This is a genomic window from Pseudomonas sp. NFR09 (genome assembly GCF_900111535.1).
Lineage (GTDB): Bacteria > Pseudomonadota > Gammaproteobacteria > Pseudomonadales > Pseudomonadaceae > Aquipseudomonas > Aquipseudomonas extremorientalis.
This window is the reverse complement of record NZ_FOIH01000003.1, coordinates 394784-416752: the sequence shown is the minus strand read 5'-3', so window position 1 is coordinate 416752 and position 21969 is coordinate 394784. Positions and strand designations below refer to the sequence as shown.

At 63.5% G+C, this 21969-nt stretch carries 16 protein-coding genes; 2 read left to right on the top strand and 14 right to left on the bottom strand.

Features of this window, described 5'->3' with window-relative positions:
- The first annotated feature begins 107 nt into the window (after positions 1–107).
- The gene (locus tag BMX59_RS09400) at positions 108–1142 is read left to right on the top strand and encodes a histone deacetylase family protein (RefSeq protein WP_093121137.1); all 1035 of its coding nucleotides are present in this window, start codon (positions 108–110) and stop codon (positions 1140–1142) included.
- A gap of 58 nt (positions 1143–1200) precedes the next feature.
- Positions 1201–2598, top strand: coding sequence for an amino acid permease (locus BMX59_RS09395; protein WP_093121136.1), 1398 nt, complete (start codon positions 1201–1203; stop codon positions 2596–2598).
- Positions 2599–2792: 194 nt separating this feature from the next.
- Here the strand turns inward: BMX59_RS09395 and BMX59_RS09390 are convergent, their stop codons facing one another.
- From BMX59_RS09390 to glgA, 14 genes are all read right to left on the bottom strand, one after another.
- Positions 2793–3272, bottom strand: coding sequence for a cytochrome P460 family protein (locus BMX59_RS09390; RefSeq protein WP_071488155.1), 480 nt, complete (start codon positions 3270–3272; stop codon positions 2793–2795).
- Positions 3272–4300 carry an alpha/beta fold hydrolase gene (locus tag BMX59_RS09385; protein ID WP_093121135.1) on the bottom strand — a complete coding sequence of 343 codons (1029 nt, stop codon included), beginning with the start codon at positions 4298–4300 and terminating at the stop codon, positions 3272–3274. The genes BMX59_RS09390 and BMX59_RS09385 overlap by 1 nt, the downstream gene beginning before the upstream one ends.
- Positions 4301–4431: 131 nt before the next feature.
- Positions 4432–6843, bottom strand: coding sequence for an autotransporter family protein (locus tag BMX59_RS09380; protein ID WP_093121134.1), 2412 nt, complete (start codon positions 6841–6843; stop codon positions 4432–4434).
- A 249-nt stretch (positions 6844–7092) separates the two neighbouring features.
- Positions 7093–7854 (bottom strand): PIG-L deacetylase family protein, encoded by a 762-nt coding sequence (locus BMX59_RS09375; RefSeq protein ID WP_093121133.1) that lies wholly within the window; start codon positions 7852–7854, stop codon positions 7093–7095.
- A gap of 178 nt (positions 7855–8032) precedes the next feature.
- Positions 8033–8692: a glycosyltransferase family 2 protein gene (locus tag BMX59_RS09370; protein WP_093121132.1), complete on the bottom strand. Its 660-nt coding sequence runs from the start codon at positions 8690–8692 to the stop codon at positions 8033–8035.
- Positions 8689–9288 (bottom strand): SAM-dependent methyltransferase, encoded by a 600-nt coding sequence (locus BMX59_RS09365; RefSeq protein WP_071488160.1) that lies wholly within the window; start codon positions 9286–9288, stop codon positions 8689–8691. Before BMX59_RS09365 ends, BMX59_RS09370 begins: the two co-directional genes overlap by 4 nt.
- Positions 9285–10043: a PIG-L deacetylase family protein gene (locus tag BMX59_RS09360; protein ID WP_093121131.1), complete on the bottom strand. Its 759-nt coding sequence runs from the start codon at positions 10041–10043 to the stop codon at positions 9285–9287. Before BMX59_RS09360 ends, BMX59_RS09365 begins: the two co-directional genes overlap by 4 nt.
- Positions 10040–11038, bottom strand: coding sequence for an acyl-CoA dehydrogenase family protein (locus BMX59_RS09355; protein ID WP_093121130.1), 999 nt, complete (start codon positions 11036–11038; stop codon positions 10040–10042). Before BMX59_RS09355 ends, BMX59_RS09360 begins: the two co-directional genes overlap by 4 nt.
- A 1-nt stretch (position 11039) precedes the next feature.
- Positions 11040–13199: a glycogen debranching protein GlgX gene (glgX, locus tag BMX59_RS09350; RefSeq protein WP_071488163.1), complete on the bottom strand. Its 2160-nt coding sequence runs from the start codon at positions 13197–13199 to the stop codon at positions 11040–11042.
- Positions 13200–13319: 120 nt separating this feature from the next.
- Positions 13320–13568, bottom strand: a complete 249-nt coding sequence (locus BMX59_RS09345) for a DUF2934 domain-containing protein (RefSeq protein ID WP_093121129.1) — start codon at positions 13566–13568, stop codon at positions 13320–13322.
- A gap of 25 nt (positions 13569–13593) precedes the next feature.
- On the bottom strand, positions 13594–16344 hold the full coding sequence (locus BMX59_RS09340) for a malto-oligosyltrehalose synthase (RefSeq protein WP_093121128.1): 2751 nt from the start codon (positions 16342–16344) through the stop codon (positions 13594–13596).
- Complete coding sequence (gene malQ / locus BMX59_RS09335; RefSeq protein WP_093121127.1) at positions 16341–18425, bottom strand: 4-alpha-glucanotransferase; 2085 nt, start codon at positions 18423–18425, stop codon at positions 16341–16343. Before malQ ends, BMX59_RS09340 begins: the two co-directional genes overlap by 4 nt.
- Positions 18422–20167 carry a malto-oligosyltrehalose trehalohydrolase gene (treZ, locus tag BMX59_RS09330; RefSeq protein WP_093121126.1) on the bottom strand — a complete coding sequence of 582 codons (1746 nt, stop codon included), beginning with the start codon at positions 20165–20167 and terminating at the stop codon, positions 18422–18424. The genes malQ and treZ overlap by 4 nt, the downstream gene beginning before the upstream one ends.
- A 20-nt stretch (positions 20168–20187) precedes the next feature.
- A complete protein-coding gene (gene glgA / locus BMX59_RS09325) occupies positions 20188–21741 on the bottom strand; it encodes a glycogen synthase GlgA (RefSeq protein ID WP_092243891.1) in 1554 nt (517 codons plus the stop codon).
- Positions 21742–21969: the final 228 nt, after the last annotated feature.

Sequence of the window (21969 nt, the reverse complement as noted above, 5' to 3'; positions counted from 1 at the left end):
GAGGTAAATATTCTCGATAAACCTAACAGTGCCGTAAGTAAAAGCAAAGAAAGCCCACTGCCGCCAGAACAAAATAGACCCTGTCTTTTACTGGCGGATGCCCTCACATGTTGACTGTTTTCAGCGAAGCCCACCGTTTGCACCATGGCACCGAACTCAAGGACGGCGTGCTCAAGCCCTCGTTCGAACAACCCAGTCGCGCCGACACCGTGCGTGACCGGGTCCGTCAGGTTGGCCTGGGCGATATCATTACGCCGCGCCGTTTTGACCGGGCCTGCTACGTCGCCGCCCACAGCGAACGCTACGTGGCGTTCCTCGAAACCGCCTGGGCCGAATGGACTGCCATCGGCCGCAGCCATGACGCCTTGCCCCTGGTGTGGCCGGTACGCGACCTGGCCAACCAGCAGGTGCCGGCGTTCATCGACGGCAAGCTCGGTTTTTACGCGATGGACGCCGGTTCGCCGATTACCCGCACCACCTGGCAGGCGGTGAAGACCAGCGCCGACATCGCACTGACCGGCCTGGCGTTGCTCGACGAAGGCCATCGCAGCGCCTTTGCCCTGTGCCGCCCACCGGGCCATCACGCAGCCCGTGAATACATGGGTGGTTACTGCTACCTCAACAACGCCGCAATTGCCGCGCAGCACGCCATCACCCAGGGCGCTCGGCGCGTGGCGGTGCTGGATGTGGATTTCCACCATGGCAATGGCACCCAGAATATTTTCTACGACCGCCCGGACGTGATGTTCATATCCCTGCATGGCGATCCGGCGGTGTCCTACCCGTACTTTTCCGGTGCCGGCAGCGAGCGCGGCGTCGGCGCTGGGGAGGGCTTCAACCTGAACTACCCATTGCCGAAAAACACCACCTGGACCCATTACCGCACCGCCCTGATCGACGCCTGCCAGCAACTGCGCCGCTTCGCCCCTGAAGTGTTGGTGATTTCCCTGGGCGTCGACACCTTCAAGGACGACCCTATCAGCCACTTTCTGCTCGACAGCGAAGACTTCCTCGGCATGGGGGAGATCATCGCCAGCGTCGGCGTGCCCACGCTGTTCGTGATGGAAGGCGGCTACATGGTCGATGAGATCGGCATCAATGCGGTCAACGTGCTGCACGGTTTCGAACACCACAGCCAATAACAACGCCCCCTCGACTTTTCTTCTGCCAAAACTCAAAAACATAACAAGAGGTTTTGTGATGAAAGCAACCACGCCCGGGCTGTGTGAACAGCCTGCGTTGCAACGCACCCTGAGCAACCGCCATATCCAGTTGATGGCCATGGGCGGCGCGATCGGCACCGGCCTGTTCATGGGCTCCGGCAAGATCATCGCGCTGTCCGGCACCTCGATCATCCTGATCTACATGATCATCGGGCTGTTCGTGTACTTCGTGATGCGCGCCATGGGCGAGCTGCTGCTGTCCAACCTCGACTTCAAGAGTTTCGCCGACTTTGCCGGTGCTTACCTGGGGCCGCGCGCGGCGTTCTTTCTCGGGTGGTCGTACTGGTTGAGCTGGAGCGTGGCGGTGGTGGGGGACGCGGTTGTGGTCGGCGGTTTCTTCCAGTACTGGTTCCCCGATGTACCGGCCTGGATGCCGGCGGTGGGCATGTTGCTGACCCTGTTCGCACTGAATGTGCTGACGGTCAGGCTGTTCGGCGAAGTGGAGTTCTGGTTCGCGATCATCAAGATCGTCGCCGTGGTGACCTTGATCGGGGTGAGTGGAGTGCTGATCGCCAGTTCGTTCGTCTCGCCCACCGGTGTCACCGCTTCGTTGAGCCACCTGCTGGATAAACAGGCGGCATTTCCCAACGGCCTGTTCGGCTTTTTTGCCGGCTTCCAGATGGCGATCTTTTCCTTTGCCGGCACCGAGTTGATCGGCACCGCCGCCGCCGAAACCCGTGCGCCGGAAAAGACCTTGCCCAAGGCGATCAACTCGATCCCGCTGCGCATCATCCTGTTCTACGTGCTGGCCCTGGCATGCATCATTGCGGTGACCTCCTGGCAGCAGGTGTCGCCGAGCAAGAGCCCGTTTGTCGAGTTGTTCCTCGTCGCAGGGTTTCCCGCCGCAGCGGGCATCGTGAACTTTGTGGTGCTGACCTCGGCAGCGTCGTCGGCCAACAGCGGGGTGTTTTCCGCCAGCCGCATGTTGTTCGGCCTGGCCGACCTGGGTGATGCGCCGGGTATCTTCCGGCGCTTGTCCAACAGCAGCGTGCCGTTTATCAGCCTGGCGTTTACCAGTTTGCTGATGTTGCTGGGGCTGGTGTTGCTGTTTGTGGTGCCGGAGGTGATGACCGCCTTCACCATCGTGTCGACGGTGTCGGCGATCCTGGTGATTTTTACCTGGTCGACCATCCTCGCGTCCTACATCGCCTACCGCAAAAAACGCCCGGACCTGCACGCCCAATCCACCTACAAGATGCCAGGCGGTGTGCCGATGGCCTGGTTTGCCCTGGCGTTTCTCGCGTTTGTACTGGGCCTGCTGGCGTTGCGGCCGGATACACGCCTGGCGCTGTGCGTGATGCCGGCCTGGTTCATCTGGCTGGGAATCGCCTATCAGTTTTCGCGCTTTCAGGGTCTGCGCTTTCAAGGTCGTTGAAAAAACCGGCCATATCTGGCTGATTTGTGGCGAGCGGGCTTGCCCCGCGTTGGGTTGCGAAGCGACCCTGTAAGGAGGAATGCGGTGAGTCAGGCACTCCTCGGCGGCTGGCTTTGGGGCCGCTTCGCAGCCCAGCGCGGGGCAAGCCCGCTCGCCACAGGGTACTTATCGCCAGACCTTTAACGGGCTGGCTTTCAGGGGGCCAGCCTGGTGAAGACATAATCCCGGTCTTTCACCAACGCCTGGTGGCAGGCAAAACACGTCTGGTGCTGCGCTTCATCGGCGGGTTTGCCATTGATGAAGCGTCCAAAGCCCCAGCCACCGGTGGATGCGTATTTTTTCGAGTCCTTGACCATGAACTGCACCGTGGTCGCCGCGCCAGGGATGGACGCGGTCTTGAAGTCCGGTGACGGCTCGTGTTTCCACGCCAACTTGGCCAGGACGGTGCCATCCGGGAAAGGCAACTTGCCCTCCCGGTAAGCCTTGAGCGCAGCGCTGTTGCCCAGCACCACGCGCAGTTCGTTCAACGGGTCGGCTTCCTGGGCCGGCGCCACCAGTTCCCATTGGCGGTAGCCGTCGGGGATGGTCACGCCGTAGATCGGCGAGGCTGCGCTGTCGGCGAAGGCGCCGGTCGAACTCGCGAGGGCCAATGCGGCCATGCACAGGCGCTTCATCACAGGTGATCCGCATCGATGACCGCCTTGGCAAATGCCTCGGGCGCTTCCTGCGGCAGGTTGTGGCCAATGCCACCCTTGATCAGGCGGAACTCGTACTTGCCGGTAAAGCGCTTGGCGTAGTCCTCGGGCTGCGGGTGCGGGGCGCCGTTGGCGTCGCCTTCGAGGGTGATGGTCGGCACGCCAATGGACGGCGCCTGGGCGAGTTGCTGCTCCAGCGGGTCGTACTTCGTCTCGCCCTGGACCAGGCCCAGGCGCCAGCGGTAGTTGAACACAGTGATCGCTACGTGATCCGGGTTTTCCAGGCCTTTGGCGCTGCGGTCGAACGTGGCGTCATCGAACTTCCACTGCGGCGACGCCAGTTGCCAGATCAGCCTGGCGAAGTCGTGGGTGTTTTTCTGGTAGCCGGCGGCACCGCGCTCGGTGGCGAAGTAGAACTGGTACCACCATTGCAACTCGGCTTTGGGGGGCAGTGGGTTCTTGCCGGCGGCCTGGTTGCCGATCAGGTAACCGCTGACCGACACCAGCGCCTTGACCCGCTCCGGCCACAGTGCCGAGACGATGTCCGCCGAGCGCGCGCCCCAGTCGTAGCCGCCGAGTACCGCTTGCTTGATCTTCAGGGCGTCCATGAAGTCGATCACATCACTGGCCAGCGCCGCCGGTTGGCCGTTGCGCAGGGTGTCATTCGAGAGGAAACGTGTGTCGCCATAACCCCGTGCGTAAGGGATCAACACGCGATAGCCCTTGGCCGCCAGTAACGGCGCGACCTGGGCATAGCTGTCGATGTCGTAGGGCCAGCCATGCAGCAGGATCACCGCCGGGCCGGTGGCGGAGCCGACTTCGGCATAGGCCACATCGAGCAGGCCGGCCTTGACGTGCTTGAGGGCACCGAAGGCGGTTTGCGCGCTGGCGACAACTTTGGTCGGTGCCTCGGGCATTTCGGCGTGGGCCATGCCCAGGATGCCGAATTGCGCCAGGGCAATGGCCAGGAAAAGTGGTGTGGAGCGGCGGTTCAACTGAGCGTGCATGGCGAGCCTCCTGCGGCTGGATGTGTGCCGGTGCTCAGTTGAACGCCCGGCTGTATCTGGCCTGTTTCAGGAAACCCGCCGAGTTAAAGGCTGTGTATCGCAGCGGGCTGCGTACACACTGCGATACAAACCTAGAACGCCACCCTGACACCCACAGTGCCTTCGTGGCCGTTGTAAGTGTTGCTGTCCAGATTGCGGTTGGAGCCGATTTCGCCATACAGAGCCACATCGCGAGTAACCTGCAAGATGGCACCCAGGCTGACTTCCAGGGTGGTGGATTTCTGTTCGGTATCGATCCGGGTGGTGCGGTTGTAAATCACACTGTTGTCCCCGGCGCTGGCGTGCCAGACGTTCGCGCGCGCATAGGGCTGCCACGGCATGCCACGGACGTTGTAATCACCGCGTAGCCTTACACCCAGGCGGGAGGTGACGCTGGTATCGGCGTCGTACTTGACGTCGGAGATACCGTCGTTCTGGCTGTCGAGCTTTGTCTTGCCGACGATCACTTGAGCCTGTGGTTCCACTGTCCAGCGCGGGGTGACCTGGAACGGCCAGCCGACTTCGGCGGACGCGCTCATGTTGCGCCCTCGGGTTTTCATCTTCACGCCACGGTCCGATTCGTTGTTGCCATTGAAACGACTGCCCATCAGCACCAGGTCCAGATACGCCCGATTGGCACCGATCAGCGCCCAATACCCCCCCACGCTGTCAGCGTGCAAGGTGGTCTTGCCGGCGTCCAGATCTTGCCAGCCACCGTTGAAGCCCTTGACGTTGCCTTTGAGCGTACTGTGGCCCACAAACAGCCCAATACGATGGGTACGCCCGCTGTCGTCGGTAGCGGTGTAGACATCGCTGCCTACCTGGAAGCCCTTGACCGTGCTGTCCAGCGTCGGGCTCACCGTGCCAGCAAACCCTTGACGGCTGCTGCTGCCGTAGACTCGGCTCCAGCCGGCCAAGCCGTTGCCGCTCTGTTGTTGGCTCTGGTCCCCCATGCGTTCGTGATAGGTCCCCAGCATGGCGAGCACGATCTGCTTGGCAGCTGGAAACAGTGCGGCGTAGATCGGCACTTCCTTGCGGTAGATAGGCTCTGGCTCGGTCCCTGGGTTAGGGGGCAAGGGACGCTCGCCCGGGCTCGGTAAAGGTACGATGATCTCAGGGCCTGATGGCTGCACCGGGACAGTGGAGCGCAGGTAATAATTCTCTGCCGTGCCTGCGGTTACACCGCCCTTGAACAGGCGGTAGTCGAACGCACCCGCGGAGACCGGGCTGGCGAGGGTGAAGGCGTTGGCACTGCCGGAGGCACCATTAAGGGCCTGCACCACCTGGATACCATCCTGCAGCGTCGCCGCACCCGCACCCCCCAGGTTGGTCACGCTGATCGCTGTGCTACCCCCAATGACACCTGTGTCAATCACCAGCCTGTCGCTGGGCGAACCGTCGCCCCCCAAAGCACTTTGCAGTGCAAGGCGCCCACCATTGCCGGTGTAATTGCCCCTGATGGTCAATGAGTCGCTGGTGCTGGAACTGCCCGTGGTCATGTCGATCACGCCGCTGTTTTTTACGGTAACCAACCGGCCGGCGGTAAAGGCTTCGATCACGCCCGTACCGGCCTGCAGTGTGCTCGTGCCATCCAGTCCCAGTGTGCCGGTACCGGAACCGCTATCACCCAGCTTGAGCGTCGTACCGCTCAGGGTCAGCTCGGAGCCGTTGTCCAGCTGGATGGCTTCCCAGTTGGGCAGCAGGCCAGGGTCCCCGGCCTTGGTGTTGTCCAGGGTAAGTTTGTCGTTGCCCAAACCGCCGTCCACTAGTTGCGCTGCCGCCAATTGAGCGCTTGTCAGATTCTGCAGCAGTGCCGTGTCGTCCCCCGCACCCATCAGCACAAACGAATGCAGGTTGCCGCCGGTCCAGATGAAGTCGTCATTGCCGAAACTGAGGAGGATCTGCCCGTTCACCTCACCGCCCGAGACGGTCACGTGGTCGTCACCGCCGCTGACACTGATGTTGCCGCCCACAAATGCGGTGCCCGAGATCAGGATGGTGTCGTTGCCGAAGCCGGTGACCAGGTTGCCGATGATGCGGCCACCCGACATATCAAAGATGTTGTTGTCGAGTTTCATGTCGACGCGACCGATGGTGCCGGCGGCCATTTTGGCATCGTCGCCGTCTTCGAAGGCGCCTGTGATGGTGCCACCGCTCATCCTGAAGATATCCCGGCCGTTGCCTTGAAACACATTCGCTACAGTGCCGGCGCTCTGGGCATAGGTGTCGATACCGTCCGCCGTGCTGACGGTACCGACCCGACCGCCGCTGATATCCACCTTATCCTCCCCGTCGCCATACGTCACGTCGCCAGTCACCTGGCCCGTCCCTGAGACATTGAGCGTGTTGTTACCCCCGGTGTCGGTAAAGCCCGGCGCCGTGCCGCTGTCACAATTGGAGACGTCATCGCCGGCCGTGTTGTTGATGGTGCAGGCGCCATAAGAGGCCAGCGGCCACACCGTTATGACGATCAGGTACAACCAAGAGAGTGTCCGTGCGCGCATGATCCGTCCTCACTCGAGGGGATAGTTGCCCCGGCGCCTGCAAAGGCAGGCGCGGGCCAGACCATGACAACGTGATGCGCGATACGGAGCAGGGACAGCGGGTTACCTGATTCTGAAAACACCGGCCAATGCAAAGGGTTGGCATGGCTTTCTCGACTGCACCTGACGTGGTGCAGCGCTTTTTCCACCCTAGCCAGCGATTCGCCAGGCCGCCACTGTCAGAATTAACAGGTATGAACGAGTTGGGTGTCAGGACAGCACGATTTCATAAGGTTCACGCATTCGTTCCAGCAGCACCTGGGCCAGTATGGGCGGCAAGCCGATCTGCGGGTCACCGGCCAACTGGCTGGCATAGGCATGGGCGGCGTGGAGTTTGCGCGCCACGGTCCAGGTGTCCAGGCGTACTTTGCGCGCGCGTTGCCAGGGAATGAGCGCGCCTTCGCGAGCAGGCCAGTGCCACGCCCAGATCGGCAGTTCGTGCAACTGCGCGCCCACCAGGCTGCACGCCTTGGCACTGGCACGACCGACCGCGTCATGGTCGTCATTGCCGTCGTTGCGCCAGGTGCTGAACACCACGTCGCCGGGCTGCAGGTAACGCGCAATGAATTGGCTCAGTTGCGGCTCGCGGGCGGCGAGGGCGTTGTCGCAGAAACCACCGCGAATCCATTTCAGGCTGTGCAGCGGCATGCCCAGGCGGCGCAGGGCTTCAGCGCTTTCCTGGGGGCGGACCACGCTCAAGCGGCTCGCCGGCCACACGTTGGACCCAGGATGGCTGGCGCTGCCGTCGGTGATGGAGATCAGTTGCAGCGGGTGTTCCAGCGTGCTGAGCAATTGCAGCAAGCCGCCGCAGGCCAGCACTTCATCGCCGGGATGAGGCGCGATGATCACCACGCGTGCGCCAGGCGGCACTAATGAGGAGGGCGTAACGGGGGGGATCAGCGCCAGTTGCGGGGCGCTGTTCCAGACTTGCGCGGGGCCGCGGCGGCCATCGCTTAAGGAAGCAAGCTTCATGGGGTGTCACATCCTTGTCGGTTGATGCGGGGTCGTGCCCCGTTGACGGGACGACTCTCTTGTTTCCACCACAGGCTCCGCCGCAGTGGCTGCGTGGCATCCCAACCCTGGAATGCCAGCAAGGCGTTCTCAGCATAGACAAGGATTGCTCGGTTTCACATTCGGTAACTGCGTTTTTTCAGGTGGCGTGCATCAGGCTCTTCAAGTAATCGCCGAATCCCCCTTGTGCACGGGCGTCCAGGCGCGCACTGGTAATCACCTGCGGGCCGTGGCTCCAGGCGATGGAGGCGCCGCATAGTTCCAGGTTGCGCACCAATTGCACATCCTCATGGCACGCCAACGGCTCGAAACCACCGGCGCGCACGTACGCACCGGCGCTCACTCCCAGGTTGGCCCCGTGTATATGCCGATGACCGTCGCGGGCCTCGTAGCCCTGGTGGTAGCGAATCTGCGCGACGGGGTCGAAACCCTCGCTCCACGCATCGACCGTGACGGTGCCGCACACGGCGTCCACCTCCAGCGCCAATTGGGCCACCAACCAGTCGGGGGCTACCCGGCTGTCGGCATCGGTGCAGGAGATCCAGCGTGCGCCCTGATTGAGCAAATGCCGCGCACCCACGCCACGCACATGCCCCACGTTGCGCGCCTGGGCTTCCAGGCACTGCACCGGGTAGGCCTGGGCAATGGCGGCGCTGGCATCGCTGCAGCTGTCGAGCACCACCAGGATAGTCACGGTTTCGCCGAGCAACCCAGGATGGCGGGCGGCGATCAACGCGGCTTCCAGGCAGTCGCCGAGCAGCGCTTCTTCGTTATGTACCGGGATCAGAATGCCGATCATCGCAGGCCCTCAAGGGTGGCGACCGAGGTGCCGTCGCGGCTCCAGAGGTCGAGCAGGAAATCAGGTTCGTGGTGGCTGGCGACGCGAGGCATGTCCAGGCGTTCCTGGAGCAGGGCGTGTACCTGTTCCGCGGTTTGCGGGCAACCGTCGATAGGCGCGCGCCAGTGACAGGCCAGCAGCTGGCCGTCGGCGGTCAGCGCGGTGCGGACGCGATCGATCAGTTGGCGCAGGTCATCGGCGTCGAGGTAGTAGCACCACTCGCTCAATACGATCAGCTCGAACTGGCCCGCCGGCCACTGTTCGGGCAAGCGGCACTGCTGCACCTGGGCCTGGGGGAACCCCAGCAAGCGAGTGCGCGCCAGGGCCACGGCGGCCGCGGCGGTGTCGCAGCACAGCAGGCGATCGCAGCGCGGTGCCAGTTCGAAACTCAGCTCACCATTGGCGCAGCCGGGTTCGAACACCGAGGCGTAGCGGGGCCGCGTGAGTATCGCCAGGGTCAGCGCACGTTTGCGCCGCTCATACCAGCGCTGGCGAAAGGCCCAGGGATCATCGCTGTCGGCGAACAGTTGGTCGAAGTAAGGCGTGGCCACACTCATACAAATACCACTTCAAAGGGTTGCAGCAGACGCTCCACCACATAGGGCGCCAGCACCGGCGCGAGGCCGATCTGCGGGTCGCCTTCCAGTTGGCTGGCGAAGGCGTGGATGGCATGCCGTTTGCGGGCAACGGCTTCACAGGTCAGCGGAATCTTGCGTGCACGGTGCCAGGGCACCCCGCTGTCTTCGGGCGTTGCCCAGTGCCAGGTCCACACCGGCAGCTCATACAGGGTAGCGCCGACCGCCGTGCAGGCCTGGGCGCTGGCACGCCCGACGGCCTCATGGTCGCAATGGCCGTCTTCGCGCCAGGTGGTAAACACTACGTCGGTGGGTTTGAGGTAGCGCTGGATAAACCCTACGAGTTCCTGTTCCCGCGCCGCCACCTGGCTGTCGGTAAAACCGGCGCGCAGCCATTTCAGGCTGTGCAGCGGCAACCCCAGGCGGTGCAGGGCCTGTGCCGATTCCTGCGGGCGCACTACGCTCAGACGTTCCACCGGCCAACGCTGTGAACCGGGGTGGCTGGCGCTGCCATCGGTGACTGAGATCAGCTGGATCGGCCGACCCAGTGCCGCCAGGCCCTGCATCAGGCCGCCGCAGCCGAGGATTTCATCATCCGGATGTGGTGCGATGATCACCGCACGGTGGCCGGCGGGTACCAACTGCTCGACGCTGATCGACGGCAAATCGGCCATTTTCGGCGAGGCCTGCCAGTGATGCAGCGGCGTGCCCTGGCCAACGATCGGATTGGGTCTCATAACTGCCACCTCCCTGTGGGTTCACCGGCCACCAGCTCTCCGAGCCCGGCCAAGTCGCGTTCGGCATGACTCTGGCGTACATACACCGGCAGGTCCGCCATCAACTGGGCAAAGTGCGGGTCCTTGCAGTAAGGACCGGCGCCGACGGCGCGCCCGACATGGCGTATGACCTGCTCGACCGTGTTTTCGATACAGGCCCGCGTCTGCTGGGCCAATTGCCGGGCGTCAGCCTTGGGCTCAAGGTCGATCTGTGCCGCGCTGGCACGCAGCACACAGGCGGCGCTGTTCAGTGCGCTGTCGACGGCGCCCAGATGAGCCAGGGCGTGGGGTTCCGGGCGTTTACTGCACTGCGCGCGCAAGACCTCGGCCAGGCGTTGCGCGGCGCCGTACCAGCAGGCGGCGATACCGATACCGCCTTGCCAGAAGCCTGGGCGGGCGAGGTAATCCCCCGGTCCGCCCACCGCCAATCCCCAGGCCCCGTCGAACACGACTTCCACACTGCCGGTGGCCGCCATACCCACCGCGTTCCACCCCTCATCCGTGACCACAATGCCGGGTTGATCCATGTGCACGGCCACCAACTGCTGGCGATCGTCTTCGTCCCAGGCGGTCAACAACCCATGGCTTACCACCGCCGCGCCGGAGCACCAGGCCTTGCGGCCTTGCACCCGCAGGCGATGGCCCTCCTGGCGCACGCGCACCTTCGCCGTTGGCGGCTCGGCGGCCCACATGCCCCACGTGCTGCCCAGGGGCGGCAGTGGGGAGTTGAGCTCGGCAATGATTGCCAGGGCATCGGTGTGGCCTTCGAACAGCTTGCACAGGCGCAGGTCATGACCCGCCACCTGCGCCAGGCGACTGAACCGCGCCAGGGTCTGACCGCCGCCGGGCAGCGGCAGTTGGTCCAGGCCTTCTTCCTGAAGGGCCTTCAGGGCGTCGCCCAGGGCTTGCGTGTCCGCATAGCCCCGGAAGCCTTGAAGGAATCCATGCAGAGCCATCTCACACCTCGTCTTCGCGCTGCAACTCGAACAACAACAGCGAGCGCCCGGTCACGGCGTACTCGTGATCGAACTCAAAGCGTTCCTGACCGCGTACGGCGGGCTCGTTGGTGTCGAGCATGCACGTCCAGAACTCACCTTCGGGCACCGGCGGCAAGCGGAAGTTGACCATGTCGTGATGGGCATTGACCACCAGCAGCAAGGTAGCGTCGGCGCCGGGACGGCGAATCCCGGTTTCCTGGGCGCGACCATCCATCAACATGCCCAGGCAGCGACCGTTGCTGTCCTGCCACTGCTCGGTGGTCATCTCGTTGCCATCCGGCGCCAGCCAGGTGACGTCCTTCACGCCGATGTCTTCGTTGTAGTCGCCCACCAGGAAGCGACCACGACGCAGGATCGGGTAGGCCAGGCGCAGCTTGATCAGGCGCTTCACAAACTTGAGCAGCGCCTTGCCATCTTCGTCCAGGTCCCAGTTGATCCAACCGATCTCACTGTCCTGGCAGTAAGCGTTGTTGTTGCCGTGCTGGGTGCGCGCAAACTCATCGCCAGCCACCAGCATCGGCGTGCCTTGGGACAGGAGCAATGTGGCGAAGAAGTTGCGCATCTGGCGCAGCCTCAGGGCGTTGATTTGCGGGTCGTCGGTCGGGCCTTCGACGCCGTGGTTCCAGGACAGGTTGTTGTTGCTGCCATCCTGGTTGTTTTCATCGTTGGCTTCGTTGTGCTTGTCGTTGTACGACACCAGGTCGTGCAGCGTGAAACCATCATGCGCGGTGATGAAGTTCACCGAGCTGTAGGGACGGCGCCCACGGTGGTTGAACATTTCGCCGGAGGCGGTCATGCGGGCCGCGAAGTCGGCCAGCTGGCCGTCATCGCCTTTCCAGAATGCACGCACGGTGTCGCGGAAACGGTCGTTCCATTCCACCCAGCCCGGCGGGAAATTGCCCACTTGATAGCCACCGGGGCCGCAGTCCCAGGGCTCGGCGATCATTTTCAACTGGCGCAGCACCGGGTCCTGGCGGCAAGCCACGAGGAAGCTGTGACGCTCGTCGAAACCCTCGCGGTAGCGGCCAAGAATGGTCGCCAGGTCGAAGCGGAAGCCGTCGACGTGCATCTCGGTCGCCCAATAACGCAACGAGTCGGTGACCATCTGCAATACGCACGGGTGGCTCAGATCCAGGGTGTTACCCGTGCCGGAGTCGTTGATGTAGAAGCGCTTGTCGTCCGGCATCAGGCGGTAGTACGAAGCGTTGTCGATGCCGCGCATGGACAGCGTCGGGCCGCGCTCGTTGCCTTCGGCGGTGTGGTTGTAGACCACGTCGAGGATCACTTCGAGCTTCTGTTCATGCAGGTGCGCGACCATCTCCTTGAACTCGGCAATCTTGCCGCTGGCCAGGTAGCGCGGGTCGGGGGCAAAAAACGCGATGCTGTTGTACCCCCAGTAGTTGGTCATGCCTTTTTGCAGCAGGTGCTGGTCATTGACGAAGGCATGCACCGGCAGCAGCTCCACCGACGACACGCCCAGTTGGCGGATGTGCTTTAGCACGTCGTCTTCCATCAGCCCGGCGCAGGTACCGCGTACTTCATCGGCTACGGAAGGGTGACGCATGCTGATACCGCGAAGATGGGTCTCGTAGATGATCGTACGGTCCCACGGCACGCGTACCGGTTGGTCGTTGCCCCAGGTGTGCGCCGGGTCGATCACCTTGCATTTGGGCACGAAGGGTGCGCTGTCGCGCTCGTCGAAGCTGAGGTCGTCGTCCGGGTGGCCGATGGTGTAGCCGAACAGCGCCTCCGACCACTTGAGCTCGCCCACCAACTGCTTGGCGTAGGGGTCGATCAGCAATTTGTTGTGGTTGAAACGGTGGCCGTTGGCCGGGTCGTAAGCACCGTACACGCGGTAGCCGTAGATCAGCCCGGGGTGGGCGTCGGGCAGATAGCCGTGGAAGGTCTCGTCGGTGTACTCGGGGAGTTCGATACGTTCCAGCTCGACCTCGCCGGAATCATCGAACAGGCACAGTTCGACCTTGGTTGCGTTGGCCGAGAACAGGGCGAAGTTGACGCCCAGGCCATCCCAGGTCGCGCCCAGCGGGAAGGGCAAACCTTCACGGATCCGCGACGGTTCATTGCCCGGCGTCGGTGGGGTTTTATCGGGTTTGCTCATTGAAAACTTGCTCCTGCAAAGATGTTTTTCAGGCCGAACGCGGCCGTGCCGATGAAATTTCAGCTGAAAATCTGGAAGGTGGAATCACCTCTTGCCGACCGTGCCGGCAAGAGGGGGGTATCAAGGCTTGGGTTTCTTCGGCGCGGGAGGTTTTTTAGCCGCCGGTGGCGCCGGCTTGCTGGGCGCAGGCTTGGCTTTGGTGGCTGGCTTGGGCTTGGCGGCCGCCTTGGGTTTGCTCGGCGTCAGCGCTTCGGCTTCGGCCAGTTTGCGCGCCATCTCCCAATGCCGCGCGTCTTGCCCATGGGGCTTGCCTTCGGACTCCCAGATCTGGTGCGCCAACTCTTTTATGCGTTTTTCGTCAGTACTCATCGCAATGCTCCTCAACAGAAAATTTTCAGCTTTCTTGATCATCAGGATTGATAAGGACATTGACCGGGAAATCCCCCAGGGCAGTGCTGATCAACAGCTCCTTGTCTGGTGTGACTGCGCCTGTATGAAAAAGTCCCTTCCAGTTTTTGTTTGTCGCGGCGAACGGTAATTTCACACGTGTGTCGCCCCAAACCTGCGCATTGATCTTGGGATGCACACCGTTTTCAAGCAGGTCATGCGGCCATCTTGGCACCACCACCAGCAGGTAGTTGCCCTGGTGCTCGCGCGCGAACGCGACCACCCGTTCGGCGTGTTTGCCAAGCACTTGCAGCGGTGTGTAGGTTCCTTTGCGGAACAGCTCGGGACAGGCCTTGCGCAAGCCCAGCACCTGGGCAATCAATGCCTGTTTGATACGCCCGTCGCGCCAGTTGAACAACAGTTCGCCGATGTCCGGTGGGGTATCCAGCGCCTGTTGCCGGGCGTTGAAATCCACCGGCCTGCGGTTGTCCGGGTCCACCAGGCTGAAGTCCCAGAACTCGGCGCCCTGGTACAGGTCCGGTACACCCGGCACCGTCATGCGAAGCAAGGATTGCGCCAGGCCATTGAGCGCACCGGCCGGCGCGATGGCCTGGGCCGCCGCGCCGATGGCAGTGCGCAACACCTGGCCTTCATCGCTGAGCAACAGCCGCGCCAGGAAGGCTTCGACGCCTTGTTCATAGGCTTCGTTGGGCGCGCTCCAGCTGCTTTGCAATTTGGCTTCGCGCAGGGCTTTCTGTTGCCATTGCCACAGGCGCTGCCGATAGCCCTCGAAGTCATCGGTCTGGTCCAGGGGCCAACTGCCCAGCAGTACCTGGTAGAGGATCAATTCATCGCCCGCTGAAGGCGTGCTTGCATCCGTCTTAAGTGGCGCGGCGAGGGCGCGCCACTGCTCGACCTGCTCGGCGTACCACGCCGCGCACTCGCTCAGCACGGCCAGGCGCGCGCGGGTATCTTCGCCGCGCTTGTGGTCATGGGTGGCGGTGGCCAGCAGGTTGTCAGGGAAGCTCTGCAGGCGTTGCTGGTTGACCCCATGGAAGTCGGCCAAGGGGGCGCTGAATTGTTCGGTGCTGAAGCCCACGTCGTTGCGCGACAGCAATACCGCCGAGCGATAGAACGCGGTGTCTTCCACGGCCTTGGCGGCGGCGGGCGACGTCAGTTGCTGGAAGCGCACGCAGGCATGCTTGAGGATCTTGCGTTCACGGCCCACCGGGCGATTGCGCCACGGCTGGCCGCCCAGCCAGTTGGCCAGGTGGTCGAGCACCGGCCAGTCACCTTCGCCCAGGGTGGTGCGGGCGCCATCCATGGCCTGTTGGAACAGCCTGTCGTCGGCGGCGCTGCGGCCACGGGCGCTGATATAGGTGCGGTACACCGGGAAGTGCACGATCAGTTCCTGCAAGGCCCGGCGGATGGCGCCGAGGGTCAGGTCGCGGGTCATCACATCGTCGCGGGCCACTTGCAGCAGGGCCTGGGCCACGCTTTCAAAGTCGCCGCCGAGGGAGCCGTTGAGGATCTGCTGGCGGGCCAATTGCGCTTCTTCGATAAACGCAGCAGGCCGCTCGCTGTGACGGGTCCACAACGCGGCCAATGGCGCGAAGCCGTCCGGGTGATGTTGCAGCAGCGACAACTGGTTCATGAACTCGTAGCCGGTGGTGCCGTCCACCTGCCAGTCGTCGCGCAGGGTTTCGCCTTCGCCGAGGATCTTCTCCACGAAGATCGGCAAGTGCCGTTCGGGTGACAGCGAGTCCACCCGACGGCGCAGCTTGCGGCAGTAACCGCGCGGGTCGGCCAGGCCGTCGATGTGGTCGATGCGCAGGCCATCCACCAGGCCTTCGCTGATCAGTTCGAAGATCTTGCCATGGGTGGCCTCGAACACAGCGCTGCGCTCGACGCGCAGGCCACCGAGTTCGTTGACGTCGAAGAAGCGCCGCCAGTTGATATCGTCCGCCGCGGTGCGCCAACTGGCCAGGCGATAGGCCTGTTGTTCCAGCAACTGATGCAGGCGCTTGAAACCCTCGGGCTGGCGGCCGTCGAAAGCCTTCAAGCGCTGTTCGATCGCCGGCAGCACGTCGGTGGCGCGCTCGGCCAGCGCTTGCTTGAGCGACGCGGCCGCGTGGTAAGCGTCGTCCTGGTGGGCGAGGGCGCTGAAGCGCTCGGCCAGGGGGTGGAGCCGTTCATCGGTGCCCAGGATCGCCGCGTAATCCTTGGGGCAGATGGGGAAACGGTGTTCGTAATGCTCGACATGGAACGCGCCGTGGTCGGCATCGAAGTGCAGGGTCAGGGTGCCGGCCTGCAGGGCTTCGCCGTAGTCGCTGCCGAGGAACGGCATCAGCAATTGGCCTTTGAGCAAGGGGTCGGGCGAATGCCACTGGATGTCGAAGAACTCGCTGTAGGGGCTCAGGCGGCCCCACTCCAACAGGTCCAGCCACCAGGGGTTGTCGGCCCCGCCGACGGCCATATGGTTGGAGACGATATCGAGGATCAACCCCATGTCGTGTTCACGCAGCGCAGCGACCAGGCGCCGCAGGGCCGGCTCGCCGCCGAGTTCCGGGTTGACCGTGGTGGGGTCGACCACGTCGTAGCCGTGCATGGAACCGGCGCGTGCACTCAGCAGCGGCGAGGCATACAGGTGGCTGATGCCCAAACGGGCGAAATACGGCACCAGTGGCACCGCGTCATCGAGGGTGAAACCTTTATGGAATTGCAGGCGCTGGGTGGCGCGCAGGGGCAGGGCTTTCATCGGTCACGCTCATAGGCTTGGTTGCGCGCGACGGCCAACAGTTCGAGGCGGCGGGCGGCGCCGGCATTGTCGAGCAGGCTGGACGCCTCGCCCGGCAGGCGGCGGCGCCAGTTGGGGTGGGTATCGGTAGTGCCGGGCAGGTTGGCTTGTTCCTCAACGCCGAGGGCGTCCTCCAGCGGCAGCAACACCAGTGGTGCGCGGGTGTGGCCGAGGTAGCGCACGCTGGCGTCGATCATGTGGTCGGTTTCATTGCGGATCTCTTCGACGAAGTTCTGCGGATCCTGGCTCAAGGCCTGGCGCAGTGCCTGGCGTTCGCGCAGGCGGTGCTCGCTCCATTGCTCCACGGTCGGCGCATCGATCAGACCCAGCTGGATGTTCCACTCGATATCGCGGCTGTGCCACCAACCGTTGAGGGTCGGCAGGTCGTGGGTGCTGGTGGTGGCCAGGGCGTTGTCCGGCCAGTCGAGGATCGGCTTGAACTGGCCTTCGTGGTTCTGTTCGAACAGCAACACGCGCATGCCCAGGATCGAGCGGGCGATGAGCTTTTCGCGCAGGCCGTCCGGCACGGTGCCCAGGTCTTCACCGAGCACGATGGCCCGGTGGCGGTGGGATTCCAGGGCCAGCAGGCGCAGCAGGTCGTCCACCGGGTAATACAGGTAGGCGCCGTCACGCGGCGAGGCGTCCACGGGCATCACCCACAGGCGTTGCAGGCCCATCACGTGGTCGATGCGCAAGCCGCCGGCGTGGGCGAAGTTGGCGCGCAGCATTTCGATAAAGGCGCGAAAGCCGTGGCGCTTGAGGCCTTCGGGGGAGAACGCGGAAATGCCCCAGCCCTGGCCGGCGCGGTTGAGAATGTCGGGTGGCGCGCCCACGGTCAGGTCGGCGAGCAATTCATCCTGGCGGCTCCAGGCCTGGCTGCCACCCCCGTCGGCGCCCACTGCCAGGTCGGCAATCAGGCCGACGCCCATGCCGCTGCCGCGTGCGGCTTGTTGTGCGCGCTCCAGGCAACGGGCGATCAGCCATTGGCAGAACGCGAAGTAGCCGATCTCTTCACGGTGGTCTTCGGCGAACAGGGCCAATGCCGGGCTCTGTGGGGTGCGCCAGTCTTCTGGCCAATGGCGCCAGTCGAGGTCTTCACCGGCGGCGGCGCGGGCGGTTTGCACGGCTTCGAAGCGGCAGTGGTTTTCCAGGGCCTCACCGCCGGCCTGGCGGAAACTCTGGAAGTCGGCGTGTTGCGGGTGGTGGCCGTGGCGGAAGTCTTCGTACAACGCACGCAGCAGGCGCTGTTTGGCGTTCGCGGCGGTGGGCCAGTCGATCAGGCTGTGTTGCTCCAGGTCGTGCAGTTCATCCGCCAGGCCGCTGGCTTCGATGGCGTTGCGCACTTCGCGCTCGCCCAGGATGCAACCCGGCGAGGCATACAGGCTGTTGAGGAACAAGCGGCTGGAGGGAGAGTACGGGCTGTAGCGCGCGGTGTCGGCGCTGAACATCGCGTGCATCGGGCTGATCGCCAGAGCATCGGCGCCACGCTCGGCCGCTGAGCGGGCCAGGTGTTCCAGGGCCAGGGTGTCGCCGAAGCCGCCATCGCCCAGGCGGCGCAAGCTATACAGTTGCGCGCTGAGGCCCCAGGCGCGGGCAGGTCGGCTGTCGACCGCTTCGGCCACGCTGTAGCAATGGGTGGGCGCGACGGCCAGGGTGAAGGTCTGGTCGGCAATGTGCACCTGGTGGTAGCCGAGGGCGATGACGCCGGGCAGGACAGCGTCGCCATCCAGGCGCAGCTCCAGGGTTTCACCGTCTTCCAGGCAGATCCGGCAGAGGGTGTCCGGTTCGAAGTAGCGGGCCAGGTCCAGGCCTGCGCCGCTGTCGATGGTCAGCAGGGGCGGCAGGTGTTTGTCTTGTTGCACCTGTTCCAGTGCCCGCAGGCTGGCGTTGACTTCGGCATCGGTATCGGCGGGGTGGCCCAGGCCTTTGAGGACGGCGCGCAGGGCGTCGGGTTTGACACGTTGCGGGCGGCCGTTTGCGTCGATCCAATCGACGGCCAGGCCCGCTCGGCTGGCGAGGATTTCCAGGTTCGCTTCGCTCAAGGGTGCTCTCCAACAGGGGATAGGGTGACGCGTGCGCTATACGGCGGCAGGTGCGCGCCGGCGTTGGCAGGCGTTTCAAACAGCACAGGCGCCGTCGCTGGCTGATCCAGCGGGTTGGCGCTCAGGTTGAGGTCGATCTGCAACAGGCTGCCATTGCCCAGGCGCCAACGAGCGCTGACGGCGCCTTCGGCCAGCACCTCGGCGCCCAGGGCCACGCTGCCGGGCAAGTGCGGCACGATGTGGCCGTGGCGCAGGCTCAGCAGTTGGCGGTAGAGCTCGGTGTGTTCGTTCTCGTGAAAGCTTGGCGTGGTCTGCAAAAAGGTCGTCAGGGCATTCGGGTCGGGGATGCGTTCGCGTCGCTCCGGGTCCTGGAACGCGGCGAAATCCTTGAACTCATTGCGACGGCCTTCGCGCACGGCTTCTGCCAGTTCGCCATGGTGATCGGTGAAAAACAGGAACGGCTCGCGGGCGTTCGATTCGTCGCCCATGAACATCAACGGGATCATCGGGGAGAGCAACAGCAGGGCGGTCGCCGCCTTCAATGCCTGCGGCGAGCAGAGTTGATGCAGCCGCTCGCCCAGGGCACGGTTGCCAATCTGATCGTGGTTCTGCAGGAAGGCCACGAACGCGCTCGGCGGCAGATGCCCGCTGGGTTCGCCACGCTCATGGCCATGCCGGGTGGTGTGGCCCTGGTAGATAAACCCTTCGCCCAGGCAGCGCGCCAGTTTGGCCGTGGGCTCTTCGGCGAAGTCGCTGTAATACGCGTCGGTTTCGCCGGTCAGCAGCACATGCAGGACGTTATGGAAGTCATCGTTCCATTGCGCGTCGAAATCCTGCTGCAGGAGACTGGCCTGGTTGAGTTCGTTTTCCAGCATCAGCCAGACGTGCCGGCCGGAATCCACCTGCTCGCGCACCCGGTGCGCCAGTTCCTTGAGGAAGTCCGGGTTGTCGATGGCGTGGACGGCGTCCAGGCGCAGGCCGTCGAAGCGGTATTCGAGCAACCACATCAAGGCGTTATCCAGGAAAAAGTCGCGCACCTCGCGCCGGTTGAAATCGATCCCGGCGCCCCAGGGCGTGTGCACGTCTTCCTGGAAGAAGCCCTTGGCATACTGACCCAGGTAGTTGCCGTCCGGCCCGAAGTGGTTGTAGACCACGTCGAGGATCACCGCCAGGCCGTGCTCGTGGGCGCTGTCGATCAGGTGCTTGAGCTGTTCGGGCGTGCCGTAGGAGGCTTGGGGCGCGTAGGGCAGGACCCCGTCATAGCCCCAATTGCGATCACCGGGGAATTGCGCCAACGGCATCAATTCAATCGCGGTAACACCCAGCTCGGCCAGGCGTGGCAGATGTTGTTCGATGCCGGCATAACCCCCCATGGCGCCGACATGCAGTTCATAGATGACGGCCTCGTGCCAGGGGCGGCCTTGCCAAGTGCTGTGGCGCCAGTGATAGGCAAGGGAATCGACCACCACGCTCCAACCGTGCACATCCGCAGCCTGGGCCCGGGAGGCCGGGTCGGGTACATCCATTTGCCCATCGATATTGAAGCGGTAGCGCGTGCCCGCCGGGCACGCTATTTCGGTTTCAAACCAGCCATCTGCCTGGGGCAGCATGGCAACAGACTTGCCGTGTTCCAATTCAACGCTGACATAAAACGCGTCTGGCGCCCACAAGGCGAAACGCGTGTGTTGCGCGTCCAGCATGATTGCGCCGTGGGGCCAGGTTTCCAGAGTCCTTAACGGCATCTATAGAGACCTCCCGATGATTATTTAGCGGATTTCCCCAGTGCTTTAGCCACCAGTCGCTCGTACAGCTCGGCGTAGGGTTCCACCGCCTGGCTCCAGTTGAACGGTTGGGTCATCGCTCGGCTGCGCATGGCATTGAGCAGGCCAGGGAAGGCAAACACTTTGAACGCGCGGTTCAAGGCTTCTTTGTAGCTGTCGACCGTGGATTCATTGAACAGAAAGCCGGTCACACCGTTTTCGATGGTGTCGGCCAGGCCGCCGGTGTTGCGGGCGACGGGCAGCGAGCCGAAGCGCTGGGCGTACATCTGGCTCAGGCCGCAGGGCTCGTAGCGCGAAGGCATCAGCAGAAAATCGCTGCCGGCGAACATGCGGCGGGCATCGGTCTCGTTGAAGCCGATGCGCACACCGATCTGGCCGGGAAAGCGCAGCGCCAGTTCGCGCATGGCGTTTTCTTCTTCCGGTTCGCCGCGACCGATGATCGCAATTTGCCCACCTTGCTCGACGATGAAACTGGCCACCGCTTCGGTGAGGTCCAGGCCTTTCTGGAATACCAGGCGCGAGACCACGGCGAACAGCGGGCCGGTCGAGTCATGCAGGCCGAACAGGTTGCGCACCTGTGCGGCATTCACGGCTTTGCCTTCCCAGTCGCCGATGTTGAAGTTGTGCGTCAAGTGCGGGTCGGTGGAGGTTTCCCAGCTGTCTTCAATGCCGTTGGGAATACCGCTGAGCAAACCTTGCTGGGTCTTGCTGGCCAAAAAGCCATCGAGGCCGCAGCCGAACTCGGGCGTCGTGATTTCCCGGGCATAGGTGGCGCTCACCGTGGTGATATGACTGGAATACGCCATGCCGGCCTTGAGGAACGACATCTTGCCGTAGAACTCCATGCCCTCCTGCTGCAAAGCGTGAGGTGGAATGCCCAGCTCTGGCGTCGACGCCAGGCTGATCACGCCTTGATAGGCCAGATTATGGATGGTGAACAATGTCGGCGTGCGTGACCCACGCCAGTGCATGTACGCCGGGGCCAGGCCGGCGGGCCAGTCGTGGGCGTGCACCAGGTCCGGGCACCAGTGGATCTGTGCCAGGTTGGCGGCCATGTCGGCGGCGGCCAGGCCCAGGCGGGCGAAACGAATATGGTTGTCCGGCCAGTCGCGGCCGTTGTTGGCGCCGTAGGGCGTGCCTTCGCGCTCGTAGAGCTCGGGGCAGATCAGTACATAGATGACCAGGCCATCCTTGAGGTCCATGCGCCCGATCTTGCACGGCGGCAGCGCCGCGTGGCCGCCCAGCTCACCGATGATATGGATCGGGTTGTCGCTTTCCATCACCTGCGGATAACCGGGGATCAGCACCCGCACATCGTGCAGGTGGGCCATGGCGCGGGGCAGGGCGGCGGAGACGTCGCCCAGGCCACCGGTTTTCACCAGGTCGGCGAACTCGGAGGTCACAAACAGGACTTTCTTACGGTTGGGGTTGTGGCTCGGAACCGGCCGCACTGTGGTGAGGTCAGCCAACGCGGCGACCCCGCCAACGCTCTGACTAACACGCTCTCCCTGAATACTTGCAGCGGCACTGATCATAATTCTCTCCACGTGTTGGTCGGCTAATGGCCGGCTGCCATTAACTCCGTCGACCGCATCCTGCGGCCACGCGCACAAGCGCTGTACAGATCTGGCAAGGCTTATGCCAGTTGCACGGTTGGCAGATATAGATTGGATGGACGGGCATCGGGCTGGAACCGTGTGTGCTCGTCGTACCTTAAAACTTGACCAATGGCCGAGTTGAAAAGTTTAGATTTTTTGCGGGGT

Coding starts and splice junctions, on each gene's coding strand:
- BMX59_RS09345 (WP_093121129.1), bottom strand. CDS start 13,568: ATGAGTACTGACGAAAAACGCATAAAAGAGTTGGCGCACCAGATCTGG.
- BMX59_RS09365 (WP_071488160.1), bottom strand. CDS start 9,288: ATGAGTGTGGCCACGCCTTACTTCGACCAACTGTTCGCCGACAGCGAT.
- BMX59_RS09355 (WP_093121130.1), bottom strand. CDS start 11,038: ATGGCTCTGCATGGATTCCTTCAAGGCTTCCGGGGCTATGCGGACACG.
- BMX59_RS09340 (WP_093121128.1), bottom strand. CDS start 16,344: ATGAAAGCCCTGCCCCTGCGCGCCACCCAGCGCCTGCAATTCCATAAA.
- glgA (WP_092243891.1), bottom strand. CDS start 21,741: ATGATCAGTGCCGCTGCAAGTATTCAGGGAGAGCGTGTTAGTCAGAGC.
- BMX59_RS09385 (WP_093121135.1), bottom strand. CDS start 4,300: ATGCACGCTCAGTTGAACCGCCGCTCCACACCACTTTTCCTGGCCATT.
- BMX59_RS09380 (WP_093121134.1), bottom strand. CDS start 6,843: ATGCGCGCACGGACACTCTCTTGGTTGTACCTGATCGTCATAACGGTG.
- BMX59_RS09370 (WP_093121132.1), bottom strand. CDS start 8,692: ATGATCGGCATTCTGATCCCGGTACATAACGAAGAAGCGCTGCTCGGC.
- BMX59_RS09400 (WP_093121137.1), top strand. CDS start 108: ATGTTGACTGTTTTCAGCGAAGCCCACCGTTTGCACCATGGCACCGAA.
- BMX59_RS09390 (WP_071488155.1), bottom strand. CDS start 3,272: ATGAAGCGCCTGTGCATGGCCGCATTGGCCCTCGCGAGTTCGACCGGC.
- BMX59_RS09360 (WP_093121131.1), bottom strand. CDS start 10,043: ATGAGACCCAATCCGATCGTTGGCCAGGGCACGCCGCTGCATCACTGG.
- BMX59_RS09375 (WP_093121133.1), bottom strand. CDS start 7,854: ATGAAGCTTGCTTCCTTAAGCGATGGCCGCCGCGGCCCCGCGCAAGTC.
- treZ (WP_093121126.1), bottom strand. CDS start 20,167: ATGCCGTTAAGGACTCTGGAAACCTGGCCCCACGGCGCAATCATGCTG.
- glgX (WP_071488163.1), bottom strand. CDS start 13,199: ATGAGCAAACCCGATAAAACCCCACCGACGCCGGGCAATGAACCGTCG.
- BMX59_RS09395 (WP_093121136.1), top strand. CDS start 1,201: ATGAAAGCAACCACGCCCGGGCTGTGTGAACAGCCTGCGTTGCAACGC.